We start from the raw sequence: 15,448 nt of genomic DNA on the forward strand, positions 1-15,448 counted from the left end.
ATGGCCAAGGACGATGTAATCCAGATGCAGGGAGAGGTGATCGAAAACCTTCCGAATGCGACCTTCCGTGTGAAGCTGGAAAACGGCCATGTCGTATTGGGGCATATCTCCGGGAAGATGCGGATGCACTACATCCGCATCCTGCCGGGCGACAAGGTGACGGTTGAGTTGACGCCTTACGATCTGTCGCGTGCGCGGATCGTGTTCCGGGCGAAGTGATTTGAAAAAAGGGTAATATCATGAAAGTGATGGCATCGGTTAAGCGCATTTGCCGCAATTGCAAGATCATCAAGCGCAAGGGCGTGGTCCGCGTGATCTGCAGTTCGGATCCGCGCCACAAGCAGCGTCAAGGCTGACCGCGCGTTTTGTTTGCGCTTTTTGTTTGAGGAAAAACAATGGCTCGTATTGCAGGGGTTAACATCCCGAATCACCAGCATACCGAAATCGGCCTGACGGCCATCTTCGGTATCGGTCGCACGCGCGCACGCGACATCTGCGTGTCTTCCGGCGTCGCGTTCTCGAAGAAGGTCAAGGACCTGACCGACGCAGACCTCGAAAAGCTGCGTGAAGAAGTGGGCAAGTTTGTCGTCGAAGGCGATCTGCGCCGTGAAGTGACGATGAACATCAAGCGTCTGATGGACCTGGGCTGCTATCGCGGCGTACGTCACCGTAAGGGTCTGCCGATGCGTGGCCAGCGCACCCGCACGAACGCACGTACCCGCAAGGGTCCGCGTCGCGCAGCGCAAGCGCTGAAGAAATAAGCGGCACTGACAGTTACAGGAAAACGTAATGGCTAAGGCTTCCAACTCGGCGGCGCAACGCGTTCGCAAGAAGGTAAAGAAGAACGTCGCGGAAGGCGTGGTTCACGTCCACGCTTCGTTCAACAACACGATCATCACGATCACCGATCGCCAAGGCAACGCGCTGGCATGGGCGACGTCGGGCGGTCAGGGCTTCAAGGGCTCGCGCAAATCGACGCCGTTCGCCGCTCAGGTTGCAGCCGAGTCGGCCGGTCGCGTGGCGATGGAATATGGCGTGAAGAATCTGGAAGTGCGGATCAAGGGCCCCGGCCCGGGTCGCGAATCGGCAGTGCGCGCACTGCACGGTCTCGGGATCAAGATCACCGCGATTTCGGACGTCACCCCGATTCCGCACAACGGCTGCCGTCCGCCGAAGCGTCGCCGCATCTAAGGATGCGTGGGCGTGATGCCTGTCGCCGCGCTGCGTCGACGGGCAGAAGCATTTTGATTGACTAAGTCCACCGTTCGCCCCAAAGGGTGCGGACTAGCGCGGAGCCGATCCGCGTGATGCTAGATAAAGGAATGTAACGTGGCACGTTATACCGGCCCGAAGGCCAAGTTGTCCCGCCGTGAAGGCACCGATCTCTTCCTGAAGAGCGCCCGCCGCTCGCTCGCCGACAAGTGCAAGCTCGACAGCAAGCCGGGTCAGCACGGCCGCATCTCCGGTGCGCGCACGTCCGACTACGGCACGCAGCTGCGTGAAAAACAGAAGGTCAAGCGCATCTACGGCGTGCTCGAGCGCCAGTTCCGCCGCTACTTCGCCGAAGCCGACCGCCGCAAGGGCAACACGGGTGAAAACCTGCTGCAACTGCTCGAGTCGCGTCTCGACAACGTCGTCTACCGCATGGGCTTCGGCTCGACCCGCGCTGAAGCGCGTCAGCTCGTGAGCCACAAGGCGATCACCGTGAACGGTATCGTCTCGAACATCCCGTCGCTGCAAGTCAAGGCGGGCGATGTGGTGTCGATCCGTGAAAAGTCGAAGAAGCAGGCGCGTATCGTCGAAGCGCTGTCGCTGGCTGAGCAGGGCGGCCTGCCGAGCTGGGTGGCGGTCGATGCGAAGAAGTTCGAAGGCACGTTCAAGCAAGTGCCGGAACGCAGTGATATCGCCGGCGATATCAACGAAAGCCTGATCGTCGAATTGTATTCGCGTTAAACCGATTGATAGCCGAGGCATCCTGGGTTGCGTTCCGCAATGCAGGGCCTCGGCTGTTTATTTTCTGGTTGTTACCGGTCAGCCTTATCGGTGTAACGAGCCGAGGGTATTGAAAAGGAAAACCTATGCAAACCAGTTTGTTGAAACCCAAGATCATCTCCGTGGAATCGCTGGGCGAGAACCATGCGAAAGTGGTCATGGAGCCGTTCGAACGCGGCTACGGCCATACCTTGGGCAATGCGCTCCGTCGCGTGCTGCTGTCGTCGATGGTGGGCTACGCGCCGACCGAAGTGACGATCGCGGGCGTGGTGCACGAGTATTCGACGCTTGACGGTGTGCAAGAGGACGTCGTCAACCTGCTGCTGAACCTGAAGGGCGTGGTGTTCAAGCTGCACAACCGCGACGAAGTCACGGTGACGCTGCGCAAGGAAGGCGAAGGCGTCGTGACCGCGGGCGACATCGAGCTCGCGCACGACTGCGAAGTCATCAACCCGAATCACGTGATCGCGCATCTGTCGAAGGGCGGCAAGCTCGACGTTCAGATCAAGATCGAGAAGGGCCGCGGCTATGTGCCGGGCAACGTGCGCCGCTACGGCGAGGAAACCGCCAAGATCATCGGCCGCATCGTGCTGGACGCGTCGTTCTCGCCGGTTCGCCGCGTGAGCTACGCCGTTGAAAGCGCACGGGTCGAGCAGCGTACCGACCTCGACAAGCTCGTGATGAACATCGAAACGAGCGGCGTGATCACCCCGGAAGAAGCGATCCGCCAGTCGGCCCGCATCCTGGTCGATCAGCTGTCGGTGTTCGCGGCGCTGGAAGGCACGGAAACGACCGCGGAAGCGCCGTCGCGCGCCCCGCAGATCGATCCGATCCTGCTGCGTCCGGTGGACGATCTCGAGCTGACGGTTCGTTCGGCGAACTGCCTGAAGGCCGAGAACATCTACTACATCGGCGACCTGATCCAGCGCACGGAAAACGAGCTGCTGAAGACGCCGAACCTCGGCCGCAAGTCGCTGAACGAGATCAAGGAAGTGCTCGCTTCCCGCGGTCTCACGCTGGGCATGAAGCTCGAAAACTGGCCGCCGGCCGGTCTCGACAAGTAATTCCGGCTGTAGCAGTCGCTGGTCAAGATGCGGATTTTCCTTTAAAATCCGCATCTTGCTTTTTTCGTTACCGGCCCGTGCACCGCTTTGCAGGTGCGATAGAAGAGCTGGATCAAAACTTTGAATCTAGGAAACTGAAATGCGCCATCGTCATGGTCTGCGGAAACTGAACCGCACGAGCAGCCACCGTCTGGCTATGCTCCGTAACATGTCCAACTCGCTGATCGAGCACGAAGTCATCAAGACGACGCTGCCGAAGGCCAAGGAACTCCGCAAGGTCGTCGAGCCGCTGATCACGCTCGGCAAGAAGCCGTCGCTGGCGAACCGCCGCCTCGCGTTCAACCGCCTGCGTGACCGTGATTCGGTCGCGAAGTTGTTCGACGTGCTGGGCCCGCGCTTCGCAAACCGCCCGGGCGGTTACCTGCGCATCCTGAAGTTCGGCTTCCGCGTGGGCGACAACGCGCCGATGGCACTGATCGAACTGCTCGATCGTCCGGAAGTCGACGAAGCGGAAAACATCCAGGAAGCCGAATAAGTTTCACCTCGGCAGGACTGCAAAAGGGTCAAGCGCATGCTTGACCCTTTTTGTTTGTGCGTCGTGCCCGTTGTTTAGGCAGACGCCTTGCGCGTGCGCTACGATATGACGTTTCGACAGGTCGCTGGAGGACCGCCGATGGTCGTGATTCTGATGCTGACGACGGTGCCCGACGCGGCCGTCGCGCAGGCGCTGGCCGAGAGCGCGCTGGCCGCGCGGCTCGCGGCGTGCGTGTCCGAGCAGGGCACGGTGCGCTCGCGCTATCACTGGCAGGGCAAGATCGAGACGGGCGAGGAGATCCAGCTGCTGTTCAAGACCAGCGCGGCCCGCGCGCTGGAACTCGAGCGTCACATCCGAGCTCACCATCCGTACGACACGCCCGAAATCCTCTCCTGGCAGGCAACCGCATCGGACGCCTACGGCCAGTGGGTCGCCACTGAAACCCAACGCGCATTCCATGTCTAATCGTCTTTCGCTTCGTCTGTTCCGCGTGCCGCGCGTGCTGTTCGCCGGTTTCTCGCTGTTTGTCCTGCTGCTGGGTTTCGGGGCCGCTGCGCGCGCCGCGGACGATTTCCTCGATCCCGCGGTTGCCTTCAAGTTCAGCTCGAGCGAGGCGCCGGGACAGGTCGACCTCCACTACACGATCGCCGACGGCTATTACATGTACCGCGAGCGCTTCGTGATCGCGGTGAAGAGCGGCGCCGCGGCGCTCGGCGAGCCGCAGATGCCGGCCGGCCATACCAAGTTCGACCAGACCTTCCAGAAGGAGGTCGAGACCTACCGGGGCGAACTGACGATCCACGTGCCCGTGAAGCAGGCGTCGGGGCCGTTCGAGCTGTCGGTCACGTCGCAGGGCTGCGCGGACGAAGGCATCTGTTATCCGCCCGCCGAGCACGTCGTGAAGATCTCGGGGGCGGCGCTGGGCGCGGCCGGCGCGGCGCTGACCGCCGCCGCGCCCACGACGCCGCATGCGGACGACGGCAGCTGGTACGAGCGCGTGACGAGCGCCGACTACGCGCAGTCGCTCCTCGAAGGCCACGGCTTCCTGACGATCATCGCGCTCTACTTCGTCGCCGGGATGGTGCTGAGCCTGCTGCCCTGCTCGTACCCGATGATCCCGATTCTGTCCGCCATCGTCATCGGAGAAGGCACGCGGGCCACTCGCGCACGCGGCTTCGCGTTGTCGCTGACCTACGTGCTCGGCATGGCGCTCGTCTATACGGCGCTCGGCATCGCGGCGGCGCTGGTCGGGCAGAGCCTCGGCGCCTGGCTGCAAAACCCGTGGGTGCTCGGCGCGTTCGGCGCGCTGCTCACCGTTTTCGCGCTGACCCTGATCGGCGGGATCGACCTCGCGCTGCCGCAGCGCTGGCAGGACGGCGCCGCGCAGGCGTCGAACCGTCGCTCGGGCGGGCGTTTCCTGGCGGTGGCGACGATGGGCGCGCTGTCGGCGCTGGTCGTCGGCGCCTGCATGACCGCGCCGCTGTTCGCGGTGCTCGCGTTCATCGCGCATACCGGCAACGCACTTCTCGGCGGCGCAGCGCTGTTTGCGATGGGGCTCGGCCTCGGCGTTCCGCTGCTGATCATCGGGCTCGGCGCCGGCACCGTGCTGCCGCGCGCGGGCGCGTGGATGGACGGCGTCAAGGTGTTCTTCGGCGTGGTGCTGCTCGCGGCCGCGCTGTGGATCGTCTGGCCGGTGCTCGGGGCGGTCGCGCAGCTCGGCCTGAGCGCGTTGTGGCTGTTGGTCGCCGCGGCCGCGCTGGGGTTGTTCACGCCGCAATCGGGCGGTGCGTCGGTGTGGCGGCGTCTCGGGCGCGGCTTCGGCGCGGCGCTCGCGATCTGGGCGGCGACCCTGCTCGTCGGCCTGGCGGCCGGCTCGTCCGACCCGCTGCGCCCGCTCGCGGTGCTGGCCGCGCGGGCGCCGGCCGGCGCCGCCGCCTCGGCGGCGCATGAAGGTCCGGCGTTCGCGGCGGTGCGTTCGAGCGCCGAACTGGATCAGGTGCTGAAGCAGGCGACGCAGCCCGTGATGCTCGATTTCTACGCCGACTGGTGCGTGAGCTGCAAGGAGATGGAGCACCTGACCTTTACCGACCCGCGCGTCTCGGCGCGGCTCGCGCAGATGCAACTGGTGCGCGCGGACGTCACAGCGAACAACGCGGACGACCAGGCGCTGCTCAAGCGCTTCGGCCTGTTCGGGCCGCCGGGGATCATCGTCTTCCGCGACGGCAAGGAACTGGGCCGGGTGGTCGGTTATCAGGCCGCCGATCGCTTCCTGCGCAGCCTCGACCGCGTGGCGGCATCGGACGGCAGCGCGCAGACATCGTAAGCGGCGCGCCATGAAAAACGGCGAGCCCTGCGAAGGGCCCGCCGTTTTTTTCGCCGATACGGCGCGGGCTCAGCGCTGCGCGCGCAGGAGCCGCGCGGCGTCGAGCGCGAAGTAGGTCAGCACGCCGTCCGCGCCGGCGCGCTTGAACGCGAGCAGCGATTCGAGCACCACCTTGTCGTGGTCCAGCCAGCCGTTCTGCGCGGCGGCCTTCAGCATCGCGTATTCGCCGCTCACCTGGTACACGTAGGTCGGGAAGCGGAATTCGTCCTTCACGCGCCGCACGATGTCGAGATACGGCATGCCCGGCTTCACCATCACCATGTCCGCGCCTTCCTCGATGTCGAGCCGCACTTCGCGCAGCGCTTCGTCGCTGTTGGCCGGGTCCATCTGGTAGGTCATCTTGTTGCTCTTGCCGAGATTCGACGCGGAGCCGACGGCATCGCGGAACGGGCCGTAGAACGCGGACGCGTACTTCGCCGAATACGCCATGATCCGAGTATGGATATGGCCTTCGCTCTCGAGCATCTCGCGGATCGCGCCGATGCGGCCGTCCATCATGTCCGACGGCGCGACGATGTCGACGCCGGCTTCCGCGTGCGCGCGCGCCTGGTCCATCAACAGTTCGATCGTCGTGTCGTTGATCACGTAGCCGCTCTCGTCGAGCACGCCGTCCTGGCCGTGGCTCGTGTACGGATCGAGGGCGACGTCGGTCAGCACGCCCAGCTCGGGGAAGCGCTGCTTCAGCTCGCGCACCGCGCGCGGGATCAAGCCTTCGGGATTGGCCGCCTCGGCGCCGTCCGGCGTCTTGAGCGACGGCTCGATCGCCGGGAACAGCGACAGCACCGGCACGCCCAGCTCGACACACTGCTCGGCGACGCCCATCAGCAGGTCGACCGACACGCGCTCGACGCCCGGCATCGACGGCACCGGCTGCTGCTGGTTCGTGCCTTCGACGACGAACACCGGGTAGATCAGGTCGTTGGTGGTGAGAAGGTTTTCGCGCATCAGGCGACGCGAGAAGTCGTCGCGACGCATGCGGCGCGGGCGATGCAGAGGATGGATGCTCATGGTGGAATGGGAGGAAAGGGGCCGGATGGAACCTTACGATTCCCTTCGGTAATTTTTCGAGACAATGGTATATGATAGCGATCGAGCATCGCGTATTACGCGATGTTCCCCGCTTCTCCTCCCTGAGCGGGTGCCTGTCGTTTTTCGATTAGGCTGTTTGACCCGCCGGAATACGGCGGGTTTTTTTATGAGCCCAACGAATGGCAGGTGCCGTCAGGAGCGCGTCCCATCGGACGCGTTGCCCGCTCATTGTGCTACAGCGTCGCCATCTTCGCTGGCGACCGACGGCCGCAGCCAGCTCTCGATCAATGCATGGGCGTCGTCGAGGCCGACCCGCTTGAGCGCCGAGAACAGCTGCACGGTGAGCGTGCCTTCGTAGCCCGCGGCGCGGTAGGCGTCGAGTTCCTTCTGGGTCGAGCGCAGCGCGTTGATGCTTTCCTGGCGCGTCAATTTGTCGCATTTGGTCAGCAGCGTGTGAATCGGCTTGCCGGTCGGTGCAAACCACTCGATCATGCGTCGGTCGAGTTCGGTCAGCGGGCGGCGCGAATCCATCATCAGAATCATCCCGCGCAGCTGCGGCCGGGACTGCAGGTAGCTCGACAGCAGGGCTTCCCAGTGGGCCTTCGCGGCCCCCGGCACTTCCGCGTAGCCGTAGCCCGGCAGGTCGACGAGGTTCGCGACCGGCTCGGCGGCCGGGCCGACGGAGAAGTAGTTGATGTGCTGGGTGCGCCCGGGCGTCTTCGACGCGAAGGCGAGCCGCTTCTGGTTGCACAGAATGTTGATCGCGGTGGACTTGCCCGCGTTCGAGCGTCCGGCGAAGGCGATCTCCGGCTGCACCGTCGGCGGCAGGTCGCGCAGGTGGTTGACGGTCGTGTAGAAGCGGGCTTGATGGAGCAGGAAGGCCATGGGAACCGGAGGGGCAGGGACGGCGCGGGCCGCCCGATGGGGTGGGAGTGGCTCCGCGGTAGCCCGGATAGGCGGCGGAGCTTTCATCGCGATATTGTACAATACGGCGGTTTTACCGAGGCCAGTGAAGCCGGTGCGGGTGCTTGTGCGGTAGACTGGTTGCCGTCGTTTTTTGCAGAACCTCTAATTCCCACAAGACGAAACAAGGTGTGCGAATGAATCGACTGTGCAAGTCTCTGATGGTGCTTCAGGTTGCAGCAGGGTTCGTTGGTTTCGTAGCAGAAGCAGGCGCGGCGGAAGCGGCCAAGCCGGATCTGGATCGCGGCAAGGCGATCGCCTCACAGGTCTGCGCGTCGTGTCACGGTGCGGACGGCAACAGTGCGACGGGCGCGTTCCCGAAGCTCGCCGGCCAGCATCCCGAGTATCTGGTCAAGCAGCTGAACGATTTCAAGACGCAACCCGGCGCGAAGCGGCCCACCCGCAACAACGCCGTGATGGTGGGCTTCGCGGCGGCGCTGAACGAGCAGGACATGCGCAACGTCGCGGCCTACTACGGATCGCAGGCGGCGAAGCCGGGCACCGCGCGCAACGCGGATACCGTGCCGATCGGCCAGAAGATCTATCGCGGGGGCATCGCGGAGAAGGGCGTGCCGGCCTGCGCGAGCTGCCACGGGGCGACGGGGCAGGGGATCCCGGTTCAATATCCCCGCCTGTCGGGGCAGTGGGCGGATTACACCGCCGCCCAGTTGACCGCGTTCCAGCAGGGCGCGGGCGCGCGCAGCAACAACGAGCCGATGCATCAGATCGCCTCGCGCTTGTCGGACAGCGAGGTGAAGGCCGTGGCCGATTACATCGCCGGCCTGCGCTGATGCGGTTCGCACGCGGATGAAACACGCTGGTTGCCAACGGGCGGCCGGTGCAAGAACAAGAAAAGGGTGGGGCGCCGCTGGCAAGCGGCCGCCTTGCCCTTTTTTGTTGTCAGTCGGAGTTTGAATGAGCGTTACCACATCGGGGTTGCAGTCCAAGTCGGGCCAGCGGGCCGCGAAGAGCGCGGTCGAGCTGCTGAGTTCGATGCGCTTCGCCATCGCCTTGCTGGTGGTCCTGTCGATCGCGAGCATCATCGGCACCGTGCTCACGCAGGACGATCCCTATCCGAACTACGTGAACCAGTTCGGTCCGTTCTGGGCCGACATCTTCCGCTCGCTGGGCCTCTACAACGTGTACAGCGCGTGGTGGTTCATGCTGATCCTGATCTTCCTCGTCGTGTCGATCTCGCTGTGCGTGATCCGCAACGCGCCGAAGATGCTCGCCGACGTGAAGAGCTGGAAGGACAAGGTCCGCGAGGGCAGTCTGCGCGCGTTTCACCACAAGGCCGAGTACGCGGTGCACGGCGAGCGCGCGCAAGTCGCCCAGACGCTCGCCGGGTTCGTGCGCAAGGCCGGTTACCAGCACGTCGTGCGCGAGTCGGACGGCGCGACGCTGATCGCCGCGAAGCGCGGCGCGCTGACCAAGTTCGGCTACATCTCCGCCCACCTCGCGATCGTCGTGATCTGCATCGGCGGGCTGCTCGACAGCAACCTGCCGATCAAATTCCAGATGTGGATGTTTGGCAAGAGCCCGGTCAACACGAGCGCGACGATCAGCGAGATCTCGCCCGATCATCGGCTGTCGGCGGCGAACCCGACGTTCCGCGGCTACGCCTGGGTGCCGGAAGGCCAGTTCGTGTCGACCGCGATCCTCAACCAGCCGAACGGCTCGCTGATCCAGGATTTGCCGTTCTCGATCCAGCTCAACAAGTTCATCGTCGACTACTACTCGACCGGCATGCCCAAGCTGTTCGCGAGCGACATCGTCGTGATCGACCGCGAGACAGGCCGCAAGATCCCGGCGCGGGTCGAGGTGAACAAGCCGTTCACGTACAAGGGCGTGTCGATCTACCAGTCGAGCTTCCAGGACGGCGGCTCGCTGATGGAAATGACCGCGTACCCGATGAGCGGCGACAGCCTCAAGACCTTCCCGGTCAAGGGCGCGATCGGCGGCGCGGTGCCGCTGCCCGGCCCCGACGGCGACACGATCGAGTTTTCCGATTTCCGCGCGATCAACGTCGAGAACATCTCGGACGCGAGCGGCAAGACCGATGCGCGCGGCGTCGCGACGACCCGCACGCTGCGCGAGGCGTTCGACGAGCGGCTCGGCTCCGGCGCGAAGACCTCCAAGCCGCTCGAACTGCACAACGTCGGGCCGTCGGTGCAGTACAAGGTGCGCGGCAAGGACGGCCAGGCGCGCGAATTCAACAACTACATGCTGCCCGTCGAGATCGCGGGCGAACGCGTGTTCCTCGCCGGCGTGCGCGCGAGCCCGAACGATCCGTTCCGCTACCTGCGGATCCCGGCCGACAGCCAGGATACGCTCGGCGAATGGATGCGCCTGCGCGCCGCGCTCGAGGATCCGGCCGTGCGCACCGAGGCGGCGCGCCGTTTCGCGCAGCGCTCGCTGTCCGGCGCCGAGGCCGGCCTGCGCGCACGCCTGAACGACAGCGCGCTGCGGGTCTTGACCCTTTTCTCGGCGTCCGACGACAGCGTCGGCCGGGGCGCCGACGGCCAGCCGCTCGGCGGGTTCCAGGCCGTCGCGACCTTCATCGACCGCTCGGTGCCGAAGGGGGAGCAGGAGAAGGCGGCCGGCCTGCTGCTGCGCATGCTCGAAGGATCGATGTGGGAGGTCTGGCAGGTCGCGCGCGAGCGCGCCGGCGAGCCGCCCGTGCAGCAGGGCGCGGATACGATCCGCTTCGTGCAGAGCGCGATCAACGCGTTGTCGGACAGTTTCCTGTACGGCGCCCCCGTTTATTTGCAGCTCGATTCGTTCAAGCAGGTGCAGGCGTCGGTGTTCCAGCTCACGCGCGCGCCCGGCAAGAATCTGGTGTATCTTGGCAGCCTGCTGCTGGTGCTCGGCATCTTCTCGATGTTCTACGTGCGTGAACGGCGGCTGTGGTTCTGGCTCAAGGACACGGGCACGGGCGTCAGCGTGGTGATGGCGATGTCCAGCGCACGCAAGACCTTCGATTTCGAGAAAGAGTTCGTGCAGACGCGCGACGCGGCAGGCGCCGTGTTGGGCGCCGCACCAGGCGACGCCGCCGGCGCGCCTGCCGCCCGCGCCCCGCAGGGCGCCGGCTCCGAGGAAACCATCCGGTAAGATCATGGACCTGACCCAAGTTACTTCCGCTTCTTCGTCGCCGCGCGCTCCCGCCGCGGCGCAGAACCCGCTCTTCGACGAGCGGCCGTTCCTGCGGCGCCTGTCGCTCGTCGACTGGCTGTTCGCACTGGCGCTCGTGGTGGGCGCGGGCTATGCGCTCGTGCATTACCAGGCGCACATGAATTACTACGACAAGGCGGTGCTGGTCGGCACCGTGCCGGCGCTCGCCATTCTCGGCTGGCGCTGGAAGCCCGCGCGGCTCCTGATGGCCTCGATCGCCGTGCTGTCGCTGCTGTCGATCCAGATTTACCAGGGCGATCTCGCCCGCGCCGATTCGGCGTTCTTCCTCAAGTACTTCCTGTCGAGCCAGTCGGCGATCCTGTGGATGAGCGCGCTGTTCGTGCTTGCCACGGTGTTCTACTGGATCGGCATGCTGGCGCGCGCGGAGACGGGCGGCGCGATCGGCCAGAAGCTCACCTGGGTCGCGGTGTTGATGGGCTTCACCGGCCTGATGGTGCGCTGGTATGAGTCCTACCTGATCGGCGCGGACGTCGGCCATATCCCGGTGTCCAACCTGTATGAAGTGTTCGTGCTGTTCAGCCTGATCACCGCGCTGCTCTATCTGTACTACGAAGGTCACTACGGCACGCGCGCACTCGGCGCGTTCGTGCTGCTCGTGATCAGCGCGGCGGTCGGTTTCCTGATGTGGTACTCGATCGCGCGCGACGCGCAGCAGATCCAGCCGCTCGTGCCGGCGCTGCAGAGCTGGTGGATGAAGATCCACGTGCCCGCGAACTTCATCGGCTACGGCAGCTTCGCGCTGTCCGCGATGGTGAGCGTCGCCTACCTGTGCAAGGAGCGCGGCGTGCTCGCGGATCGCCTGCCGACGCTCGAGGTGCTCGACGACGTGATGTACAAGTCGATCGCGGTCGGCTTCGCGTTCTTCACGATCGCGACCATCCTCGGCGCGCTGTGGGCGGCCGAGGCATGGGGCGGCTACTGGAGCTGGGATCCGAAGGAGACCTGGGCGCTGATCGTCTGGCTCAACTACGCGGCATGGCTGCACATGCGCCTGATGAAGGGGCTGCGCGGCACGGTCGCGGCCTGGTGGGCGCTGACGGGCCTGCTCGTCACGACCTTCGCGTTCCTGGGCGTCAACATGTTCCTGTCGGGGCTGCACAGCTACGGCAAGTTGTAAGATTCGCCGCGCTCGACCGACTCATCACCGCCGCTGCACCTCGTGCGCGGCGGTTTTTTGTTGCGCGGCCGGTTTCGCGGCAGGCTGAACGGCGGGCCCGCGCATGTGTCGAACGCTCGTCGGGCCCGTCGCCCGACCGGGCAGAATGGAGCATCAGCCATGTGGATCAAGCCTACGCAGCACGCCGACCTGGCCGGCGACGCAATTCCCCGCAGCGAAATCACCCCGCAAGCCGTGTTCGAGCAGCGCCGCCGCTTCATGCAGGCGGCCGGCGCCGCGGCGGCGGGCGGCCTGCTCGGCGCGAGCGCGCCGGCGTTCGCCGCTTACGCGTCGCCGGACCCGCGCGCGGCCAAGCTCGCCGCGCGCACCAATCCGGCCTTCGTCGTCGCCGACAAGGCCACGTCCTTCAAGGACCTCACCACCTACAACAACTTCTACGAATTCGGCACCGACAAGGGCGATCCCGCGCAGAACGCCGGCACGCTGCGGGCGCGCCCGTGGCGCGTGAGCGTCGAAGGGGCGGTCCGGCATCCCAAGGTCTATGACCTCGACGAGCTGCTGAAGCTCGCGCCGCTCGAGGAGCGCGTGTACCGGCTGCGCTGCGTCGAGGGCTGGTCGATGGTGATTCCCTGGATCGGTGTGCCGCTCGCGGAACTGATCCGGCGCGTGCAGCCGACCGGCAGCGCGAAGTACGTGCAGTTCATCACGCTCGCCGATCCGTCGCAGATGCCGGGCCTCGCCGCTCCGATCCTCGACTGGCCTTATTCGGAAGGGCTGCGCCTCGACGAGGCGATGCATCCGCTGACGCTGCTCACGATGGGCATGTACGGGCAGGTGCTGCCGAACCAGAACGGCGCGCCGGTGCGGATCGTCGTGCCCTGGAAGTACGGCTTCAAGAGCGCGAAGTCGATCGTGAAGATCCGCTTCGTCGAACAACAGCCGCCGACGAGCTGGAATACCTACGCGCCGAAGGAATACGGCTTCTACTCGAACGTGAATCCGAACGTCGACCATCCGCGCTGGAGCCAGGCAACCGAGCGCCGGATCGGCGACGACGGCTTCTTCACGCCGAAGCGCAAGACGCTGATGTTCAACGGCTACGGCGAGGCGGTGGCGTCCCTGTATCAGGGCATGGACCTCAAGAAGTTCTTTTGAGGCGTCGCATGAATTCCGACCTCCATGTGTCCTCGCGGACCGGCGCGCCGGCGCGGGCCGGCGGCGCGCCGCGCTGGATCGCCGCCGCGAAGCTCGCGCTGTTCGTTGCGTGTCTGTATCCGCTCGCGCGGATCGTGCTGTTCGGCGCGACCGGCCGGCTCGGCGCGAATCCGGTGGAATTCGTCACGCGCTCGACGGGCCTCTGGGCCCTCGTGTTCCTGTGCGTCACGCTGGCCGTGACGCCGCTGAGGCAGCTCGCCGGCCTGCCCGCGCTGCTGCGGTTCCGCCGCATGCTGGGCCTTTATGCGTTCTTCTACGCGACGCTCCATTTCACGACCTACCTGTGGTTCGATAAATGGTTCGACGTGCCGGCTATCGCGCAGGACGTCGTCAAGCGGCCTTTCATCACGGTCGGCTTCGCCGCGTTCGTGTTGCTGATGCCGCTGGCCGCGACCTCGCCGCGCGCGATGGTCCGGCGTCTCGGGCGGCGCTGGCAGAGCCTGCACCGGGCGATCTACGCGATCGCGCTGTTCGCGGTGCTGCATTTCTGGTGGATGAAGGCCGGCAAGCACGATCTCGGGCAGCCGAAGTTGTACGGCGCGATCGTGCTCGCGCTGCTGGCGGCGCGTCTGTTCGCGTGGTGGCGGCGCGGCCGCCGGTGACGGCGCAATAAAAAAGGCGATGGCCGGTGCCATCGCCCTTCTTCCTCGCGTGGGTGCCGCGCGCCGAAGCGCGGCGACCTACGCGTTGTCCGGCAGGATCGCCTCGTTGTCGAACAGGCTTTCGATCGTCTCGCGCGGCCGCACGAGGTACGCATTCTCGCCGTCGACGAGCACCTCGGCCGCGCGCGGCCGCGTGTTGTAGTTCGAACTCATCGTGAAGCCGTACGCGCCCGCCGAGCGGATCGCGAGCAGGTCGCCCGGCTCGAGCGCGAGCCGGCGCTCGCGGCCGAGCCAATCGCCGCTTTCGCAGACCGGACCGACCACGTCGTACAGCACCGGTGCGGCGTCGGCGCGCGGCTTCACCGGCTCGATCGCGTGATAGGCCTCGTACATCGCGGGGCGCGCGAGATCGTTCATCGCGGCGTCGACGATCGCGAAGTTCTTCTCCTCGCCCGGCTTCAGGAATTCGACGCGAGTCAGCAGGATGCCCGCGTTGCCGGTCAGCGAGCGGCCCGGCTCGAAGAAGATCTCGCGCTGGCCGTGCCCGCGCGCGTCGATGCGCGCGAGCACGGCGCGCACGAACGCGCCGATCTCGGGCGGCGCTTCGTCGTCATAGGTGATGCCGAGGCCGCCGCCGACGTCGACGTGGTGGATCGGCACGCCGTCCGCCTCGATCTGCTCGACGAGGTCGAGCAGCTTGTCGATGGCGTCGAGATACGGGCTCAGCTCGGTGATCTGCGAGCCGATGTGGCAGTCGATCCCGACGATCTTCAGGTTCGGCAGCGCGGCGGCGGCGCGGTAGGCCGCGCGCGCGTCGCTGAACGCGATGCCGAATTTGTTCCCCTTCAGGCCGGTCGAGATGTACGGATGGGTTTTCGGGTCGACGTCCGGATTCACGCGCAGCGACACGGGGGCCTGGCGGCCGAGTGCGCCCGCGACCGCATTGAGGCGGTCGAGCTCGGGCAGCGATTCGACGTTGAAGCACTTGACCCCGGCCTCGAGCGCGACGCGCATCTCGTCCGCGCTCTTGCCGACGCCCGAGAACACCACGTTCGAGGCCTGGCCGCCCGCCGCCAGCACGCGCGCCAGCTCGCCGCCCGACACGATGTCGAAACCCGCGCCGAGGCGTGCGAACACGTTGAGCACGCCCAGGTTGCTGTTCGCCTTGACGGCGACGTAGATCGCCGCGCGCCGGCCCTGGCAGGCGTCGGCGTAGGCCGTGTAGGCAGCGGTCAGCGCCGCGCGCGAGTATACGTACAGCGGGGTGTCGAAGTGTTCGGCGAGCTTGTCTGCGGGGATGCCTTCGGCGTGCAGCGTGCCATCGACGTAATCAAAGGCGGCTTGAGTCATGCGGAA

At 65.7% G+C, this 15,448-nt stretch carries 17 protein-coding genes; 14 read left to right on the forward strand and 3 right to left on the reverse strand.

The genetic code is table 11. The features are described from left to right. The 9 genes from infA (at position 1) to dsbD (ending at position 5,914) form a co-directional block, all read left to right on the forward strand. Positions 1 to 219 (forward strand): translation initiation factor IF-1, encoded by a 219-nt coding sequence (gene infA, locus Bsp3421_RS31335; protein ID WP_004521905.1) that lies wholly within the window; start codon positions 1 to 3, stop codon positions 217 to 219. 20 nt (positions 220 to 239) lie between these two features. After that, positions 240 to 356: a 50S ribosomal protein L36 gene (rpmJ, locus tag Bsp3421_RS31340; protein ID WP_004199844.1), complete on the forward strand. Its 117-nt coding sequence runs from the start codon at positions 240 to 242 to the stop codon at positions 354 to 356. Between the two features lie 39 nt (positions 357 to 395). Next, on the forward strand, positions 396 to 761 hold the full coding sequence (rpsM, locus tag Bsp3421_RS31345) for a 30S ribosomal protein S13 (RefSeq protein WP_252984566.1): 366 nt from the start codon (positions 396 to 398) through the stop codon (positions 759 to 761). 28 nt (positions 762 to 789) lie between these two features. Further along, positions 790 to 1,191: a 30S ribosomal protein S11 gene (rpsK, locus tag Bsp3421_RS31350; RefSeq protein WP_010106947.1), complete on the forward strand. Its 402-nt coding sequence runs from the start codon at positions 790 to 792 to the stop codon at positions 1,189 to 1,191. Between the two features lie 138 nt (positions 1,192 to 1,329). Beyond that, complete coding sequence (gene rpsD / locus Bsp3421_RS31355; protein ID WP_274000721.1) at positions 1,330 to 1,953, forward strand: 30S ribosomal protein S4; 624 nt, start codon at positions 1,330 to 1,332, stop codon at positions 1,951 to 1,953. A 125-nt stretch (positions 1,954 to 2,078) separates the two neighbouring features. After that, positions 2,079 to 3,056: a DNA-directed RNA polymerase subunit alpha gene (locus tag Bsp3421_RS31360; protein WP_252984569.1), complete on the forward strand. Its 978-nt coding sequence runs from the start codon at positions 2,079 to 2,081 to the stop codon at positions 3,054 to 3,056. 139 nt (positions 3,057 to 3,195) lie between these two features. Next, on the forward strand, positions 3,196 to 3,591 hold the full coding sequence (gene rplQ / locus Bsp3421_RS31365) for a 50S ribosomal protein L17 (protein ID WP_252984570.1): 396 nt from the start codon (positions 3,196 to 3,198) through the stop codon (positions 3,589 to 3,591). 138 nt (positions 3,592 to 3,729) lie between these two features. Continuing rightward, the gene (gene cutA, locus Bsp3421_RS31370) at positions 3,730 to 4,056 is read left to right on the forward strand and encodes a divalent-cation tolerance protein CutA (RefSeq protein ID WP_274000723.1); all 327 of its coding nucleotides are present in this window, start codon (positions 3,730 to 3,732) and stop codon (positions 4,054 to 4,056) included. After that, positions 4,049 to 5,914 (forward strand): protein-disulfide reductase DsbD, encoded by a 1,866-nt coding sequence (dsbD, locus tag Bsp3421_RS31375; RefSeq protein ID WP_274000725.1) that lies wholly within the window; start codon positions 4,049 to 4,051, stop codon positions 5,912 to 5,914. The genes cutA and dsbD overlap by 8 nt, the downstream gene beginning before the upstream one ends. 69 nt (positions 5,915 to 5,983) lie before the next feature. On the opposite strand, the gene hemB is transcribed toward dsbD, so the two are convergent. Together hemB and yihA are read right to left on the reverse strand one after the other, a co-directional pair. After that, entirely contained in the window at positions 5,984 to 6,982 is a 999-nt protein-coding gene (gene hemB / locus Bsp3421_RS31380) for a porphobilinogen synthase (RefSeq protein WP_274000727.1), read from the reverse strand. Positions 6,983 to 7,228: 246 nt separating this feature from the next. Next, positions 7,229 to 7,888 (reverse strand): ribosome biogenesis GTP-binding protein YihA/YsxC, encoded by a 660-nt coding sequence (gene yihA, locus Bsp3421_RS31385; protein ID WP_274000728.1) that lies wholly within the window; start codon positions 7,886 to 7,888, stop codon positions 7,229 to 7,231. A gap of 215 nt (positions 7,889 to 8,103) precedes the next feature. On the opposite strand from yihA, the gene Bsp3421_RS31390 reads away from it, so the two are divergent. From Bsp3421_RS31390 to msrQ, 5 genes are all read left to right on the forward strand, one after another. Next, positions 8,104 to 8,757: a c-type cytochrome gene (locus tag Bsp3421_RS31390; RefSeq protein ID WP_274000729.1), complete on the forward strand. Its 654-nt coding sequence runs from the start codon at positions 8,104 to 8,106 to the stop codon at positions 8,755 to 8,757. Between the two features lie 124 nt (positions 8,758 to 8,881). After that, the gene (locus tag Bsp3421_RS31395) at positions 8,882 to 11,077 is read left to right on the forward strand and encodes a cytochrome c biogenesis protein ResB (RefSeq protein ID WP_274000730.1); all 2,196 of its coding nucleotides are present in this window, start codon (positions 8,882 to 8,884) and stop codon (positions 11,075 to 11,077) included. 4 nt (positions 11,078 to 11,081) lie between these two features. Beyond that, positions 11,082 to 12,275, forward strand: a complete 1,194-nt coding sequence (gene ccsB / locus Bsp3421_RS31400) for a c-type cytochrome biogenesis protein CcsB (protein WP_274000731.1) — start codon at positions 11,082 to 11,084, stop codon at positions 12,273 to 12,275. A 159-nt stretch (positions 12,276 to 12,434) separates the two neighbouring features. Beyond that, on the forward strand, positions 12,435 to 13,430 hold the full coding sequence (gene msrP, locus Bsp3421_RS31405; RefSeq protein WP_274000733.1) for a protein-methionine-sulfoxide reductase catalytic subunit MsrP: 996 nt from the start codon (positions 12,435 to 12,437) through the stop codon (positions 13,428 to 13,430). Positions 13,431 to 13,438: 8 nt separating this feature from the next. Next, positions 13,439 to 14,092, forward strand: a complete 654-nt coding sequence (msrQ, locus tag Bsp3421_RS31410; RefSeq protein ID WP_274000734.1) for a protein-methionine-sulfoxide reductase heme-binding subunit MsrQ — start codon at positions 13,439 to 13,441, stop codon at positions 14,090 to 14,092. Between the two features lie 78 nt (positions 14,093 to 14,170). Here msrQ and lysA read toward each other — a convergent pair whose 3' ends face one another. Continuing rightward, positions 14,171 to 15,442 (reverse strand): diaminopimelate decarboxylase, encoded by a 1,272-nt coding sequence (gene lysA, locus Bsp3421_RS31415; RefSeq protein ID WP_274000736.1) that lies wholly within the window; start codon positions 15,440 to 15,442, stop codon positions 14,171 to 14,173. Positions 15,443 to 15,448 lie beyond the last annotated feature (6 nt).

It is taken from the genome of Burkholderia sp. FERM BP-3421, from assembly GCF_028657905.1.
In the GTDB taxonomy this organism is placed as follows: Bacteria; Pseudomonadota; Gammaproteobacteria; order Burkholderiales; family Burkholderiaceae; genus Burkholderia.

What these genes read in the sequence shown, in the direction of transcription:
- dsbD (WP_274000725.1), top strand. Translation starts at nt 4,049, where the DNA reads ATGTCTAATCGTCTTTCGCTTCGTCTGTTCCGCGTGCCGCGCGTGCTG.
- rpsK (WP_010106947.1), top strand. Translation starts at nt 790, where the DNA reads ATGGCTAAGGCTTCCAACTCGGCGGCGCAACGCGTTCGCAAGAAGGTA.
- infA (WP_004521905.1), top strand. Translation starts at nt 1, where the DNA reads ATGGCCAAGGACGATGTAATCCAGATGCAGGGAGAGGTGATCGAAAAC.
- Bsp3421_RS31390 (WP_274000729.1), top strand. Translation starts at nt 8,104, where the DNA reads ATGAATCGACTGTGCAAGTCTCTGATGGTGCTTCAGGTTGCAGCAGGG.
- rpmJ (WP_004199844.1), top strand. Translation starts at nt 240, where the DNA reads ATGAAAGTGATGGCATCGGTTAAGCGCATTTGCCGCAATTGCAAGATC.
- hemB (WP_274000727.1), bottom strand. Translation starts at nt 6,982, where the DNA reads ATGAGCATCCATCCTCTGCATCGCCCGCGCCGCATGCGTCGCGACGAC.
- rplQ (WP_252984570.1), top strand. Translation starts at nt 3,196, where the DNA reads ATGCGCCATCGTCATGGTCTGCGGAAACTGAACCGCACGAGCAGCCAC.
- yihA (WP_274000728.1), bottom strand. Translation starts at nt 7,888, where the DNA reads ATGGCCTTCCTGCTCCATCAAGCCCGCTTCTACACGACCGTCAACCAC.
- rpsM (WP_252984566.1), top strand. Translation starts at nt 396, where the DNA reads ATGGCTCGTATTGCAGGGGTTAACATCCCGAATCACCAGCATACCGAA.
- cutA (WP_274000723.1), top strand. Translation starts at nt 3,730, where the DNA reads ATGGTCGTGATTCTGATGCTGACGACGGTGCCCGACGCGGCCGTCGCG.
- Bsp3421_RS31360 (WP_252984569.1), top strand. Translation starts at nt 2,079, where the DNA reads ATGCAAACCAGTTTGTTGAAACCCAAGATCATCTCCGTGGAATCGCTG.
- Bsp3421_RS31395 (WP_274000730.1), top strand. Translation starts at nt 8,882, where the DNA reads ATGAGCGTTACCACATCGGGGTTGCAGTCCAAGTCGGGCCAGCGGGCC.
- ccsB (WP_274000731.1), top strand. Translation starts at nt 11,082, where the DNA reads ATGGACCTGACCCAAGTTACTTCCGCTTCTTCGTCGCCGCGCGCTCCC.
- msrP (WP_274000733.1), top strand. Translation starts at nt 12,435, where the DNA reads ATGTGGATCAAGCCTACGCAGCACGCCGACCTGGCCGGCGACGCAATT.
- lysA (WP_274000736.1), bottom strand. Translation starts at nt 15,442, where the DNA reads ATGACTCAAGCCGCCTTTGATTACGTCGATGGCACGCTGCACGCCGAA.
- msrQ (WP_274000734.1), top strand. Translation starts at nt 13,439, where the DNA reads ATGAATTCCGACCTCCATGTGTCCTCGCGGACCGGCGCGCCGGCGCGG.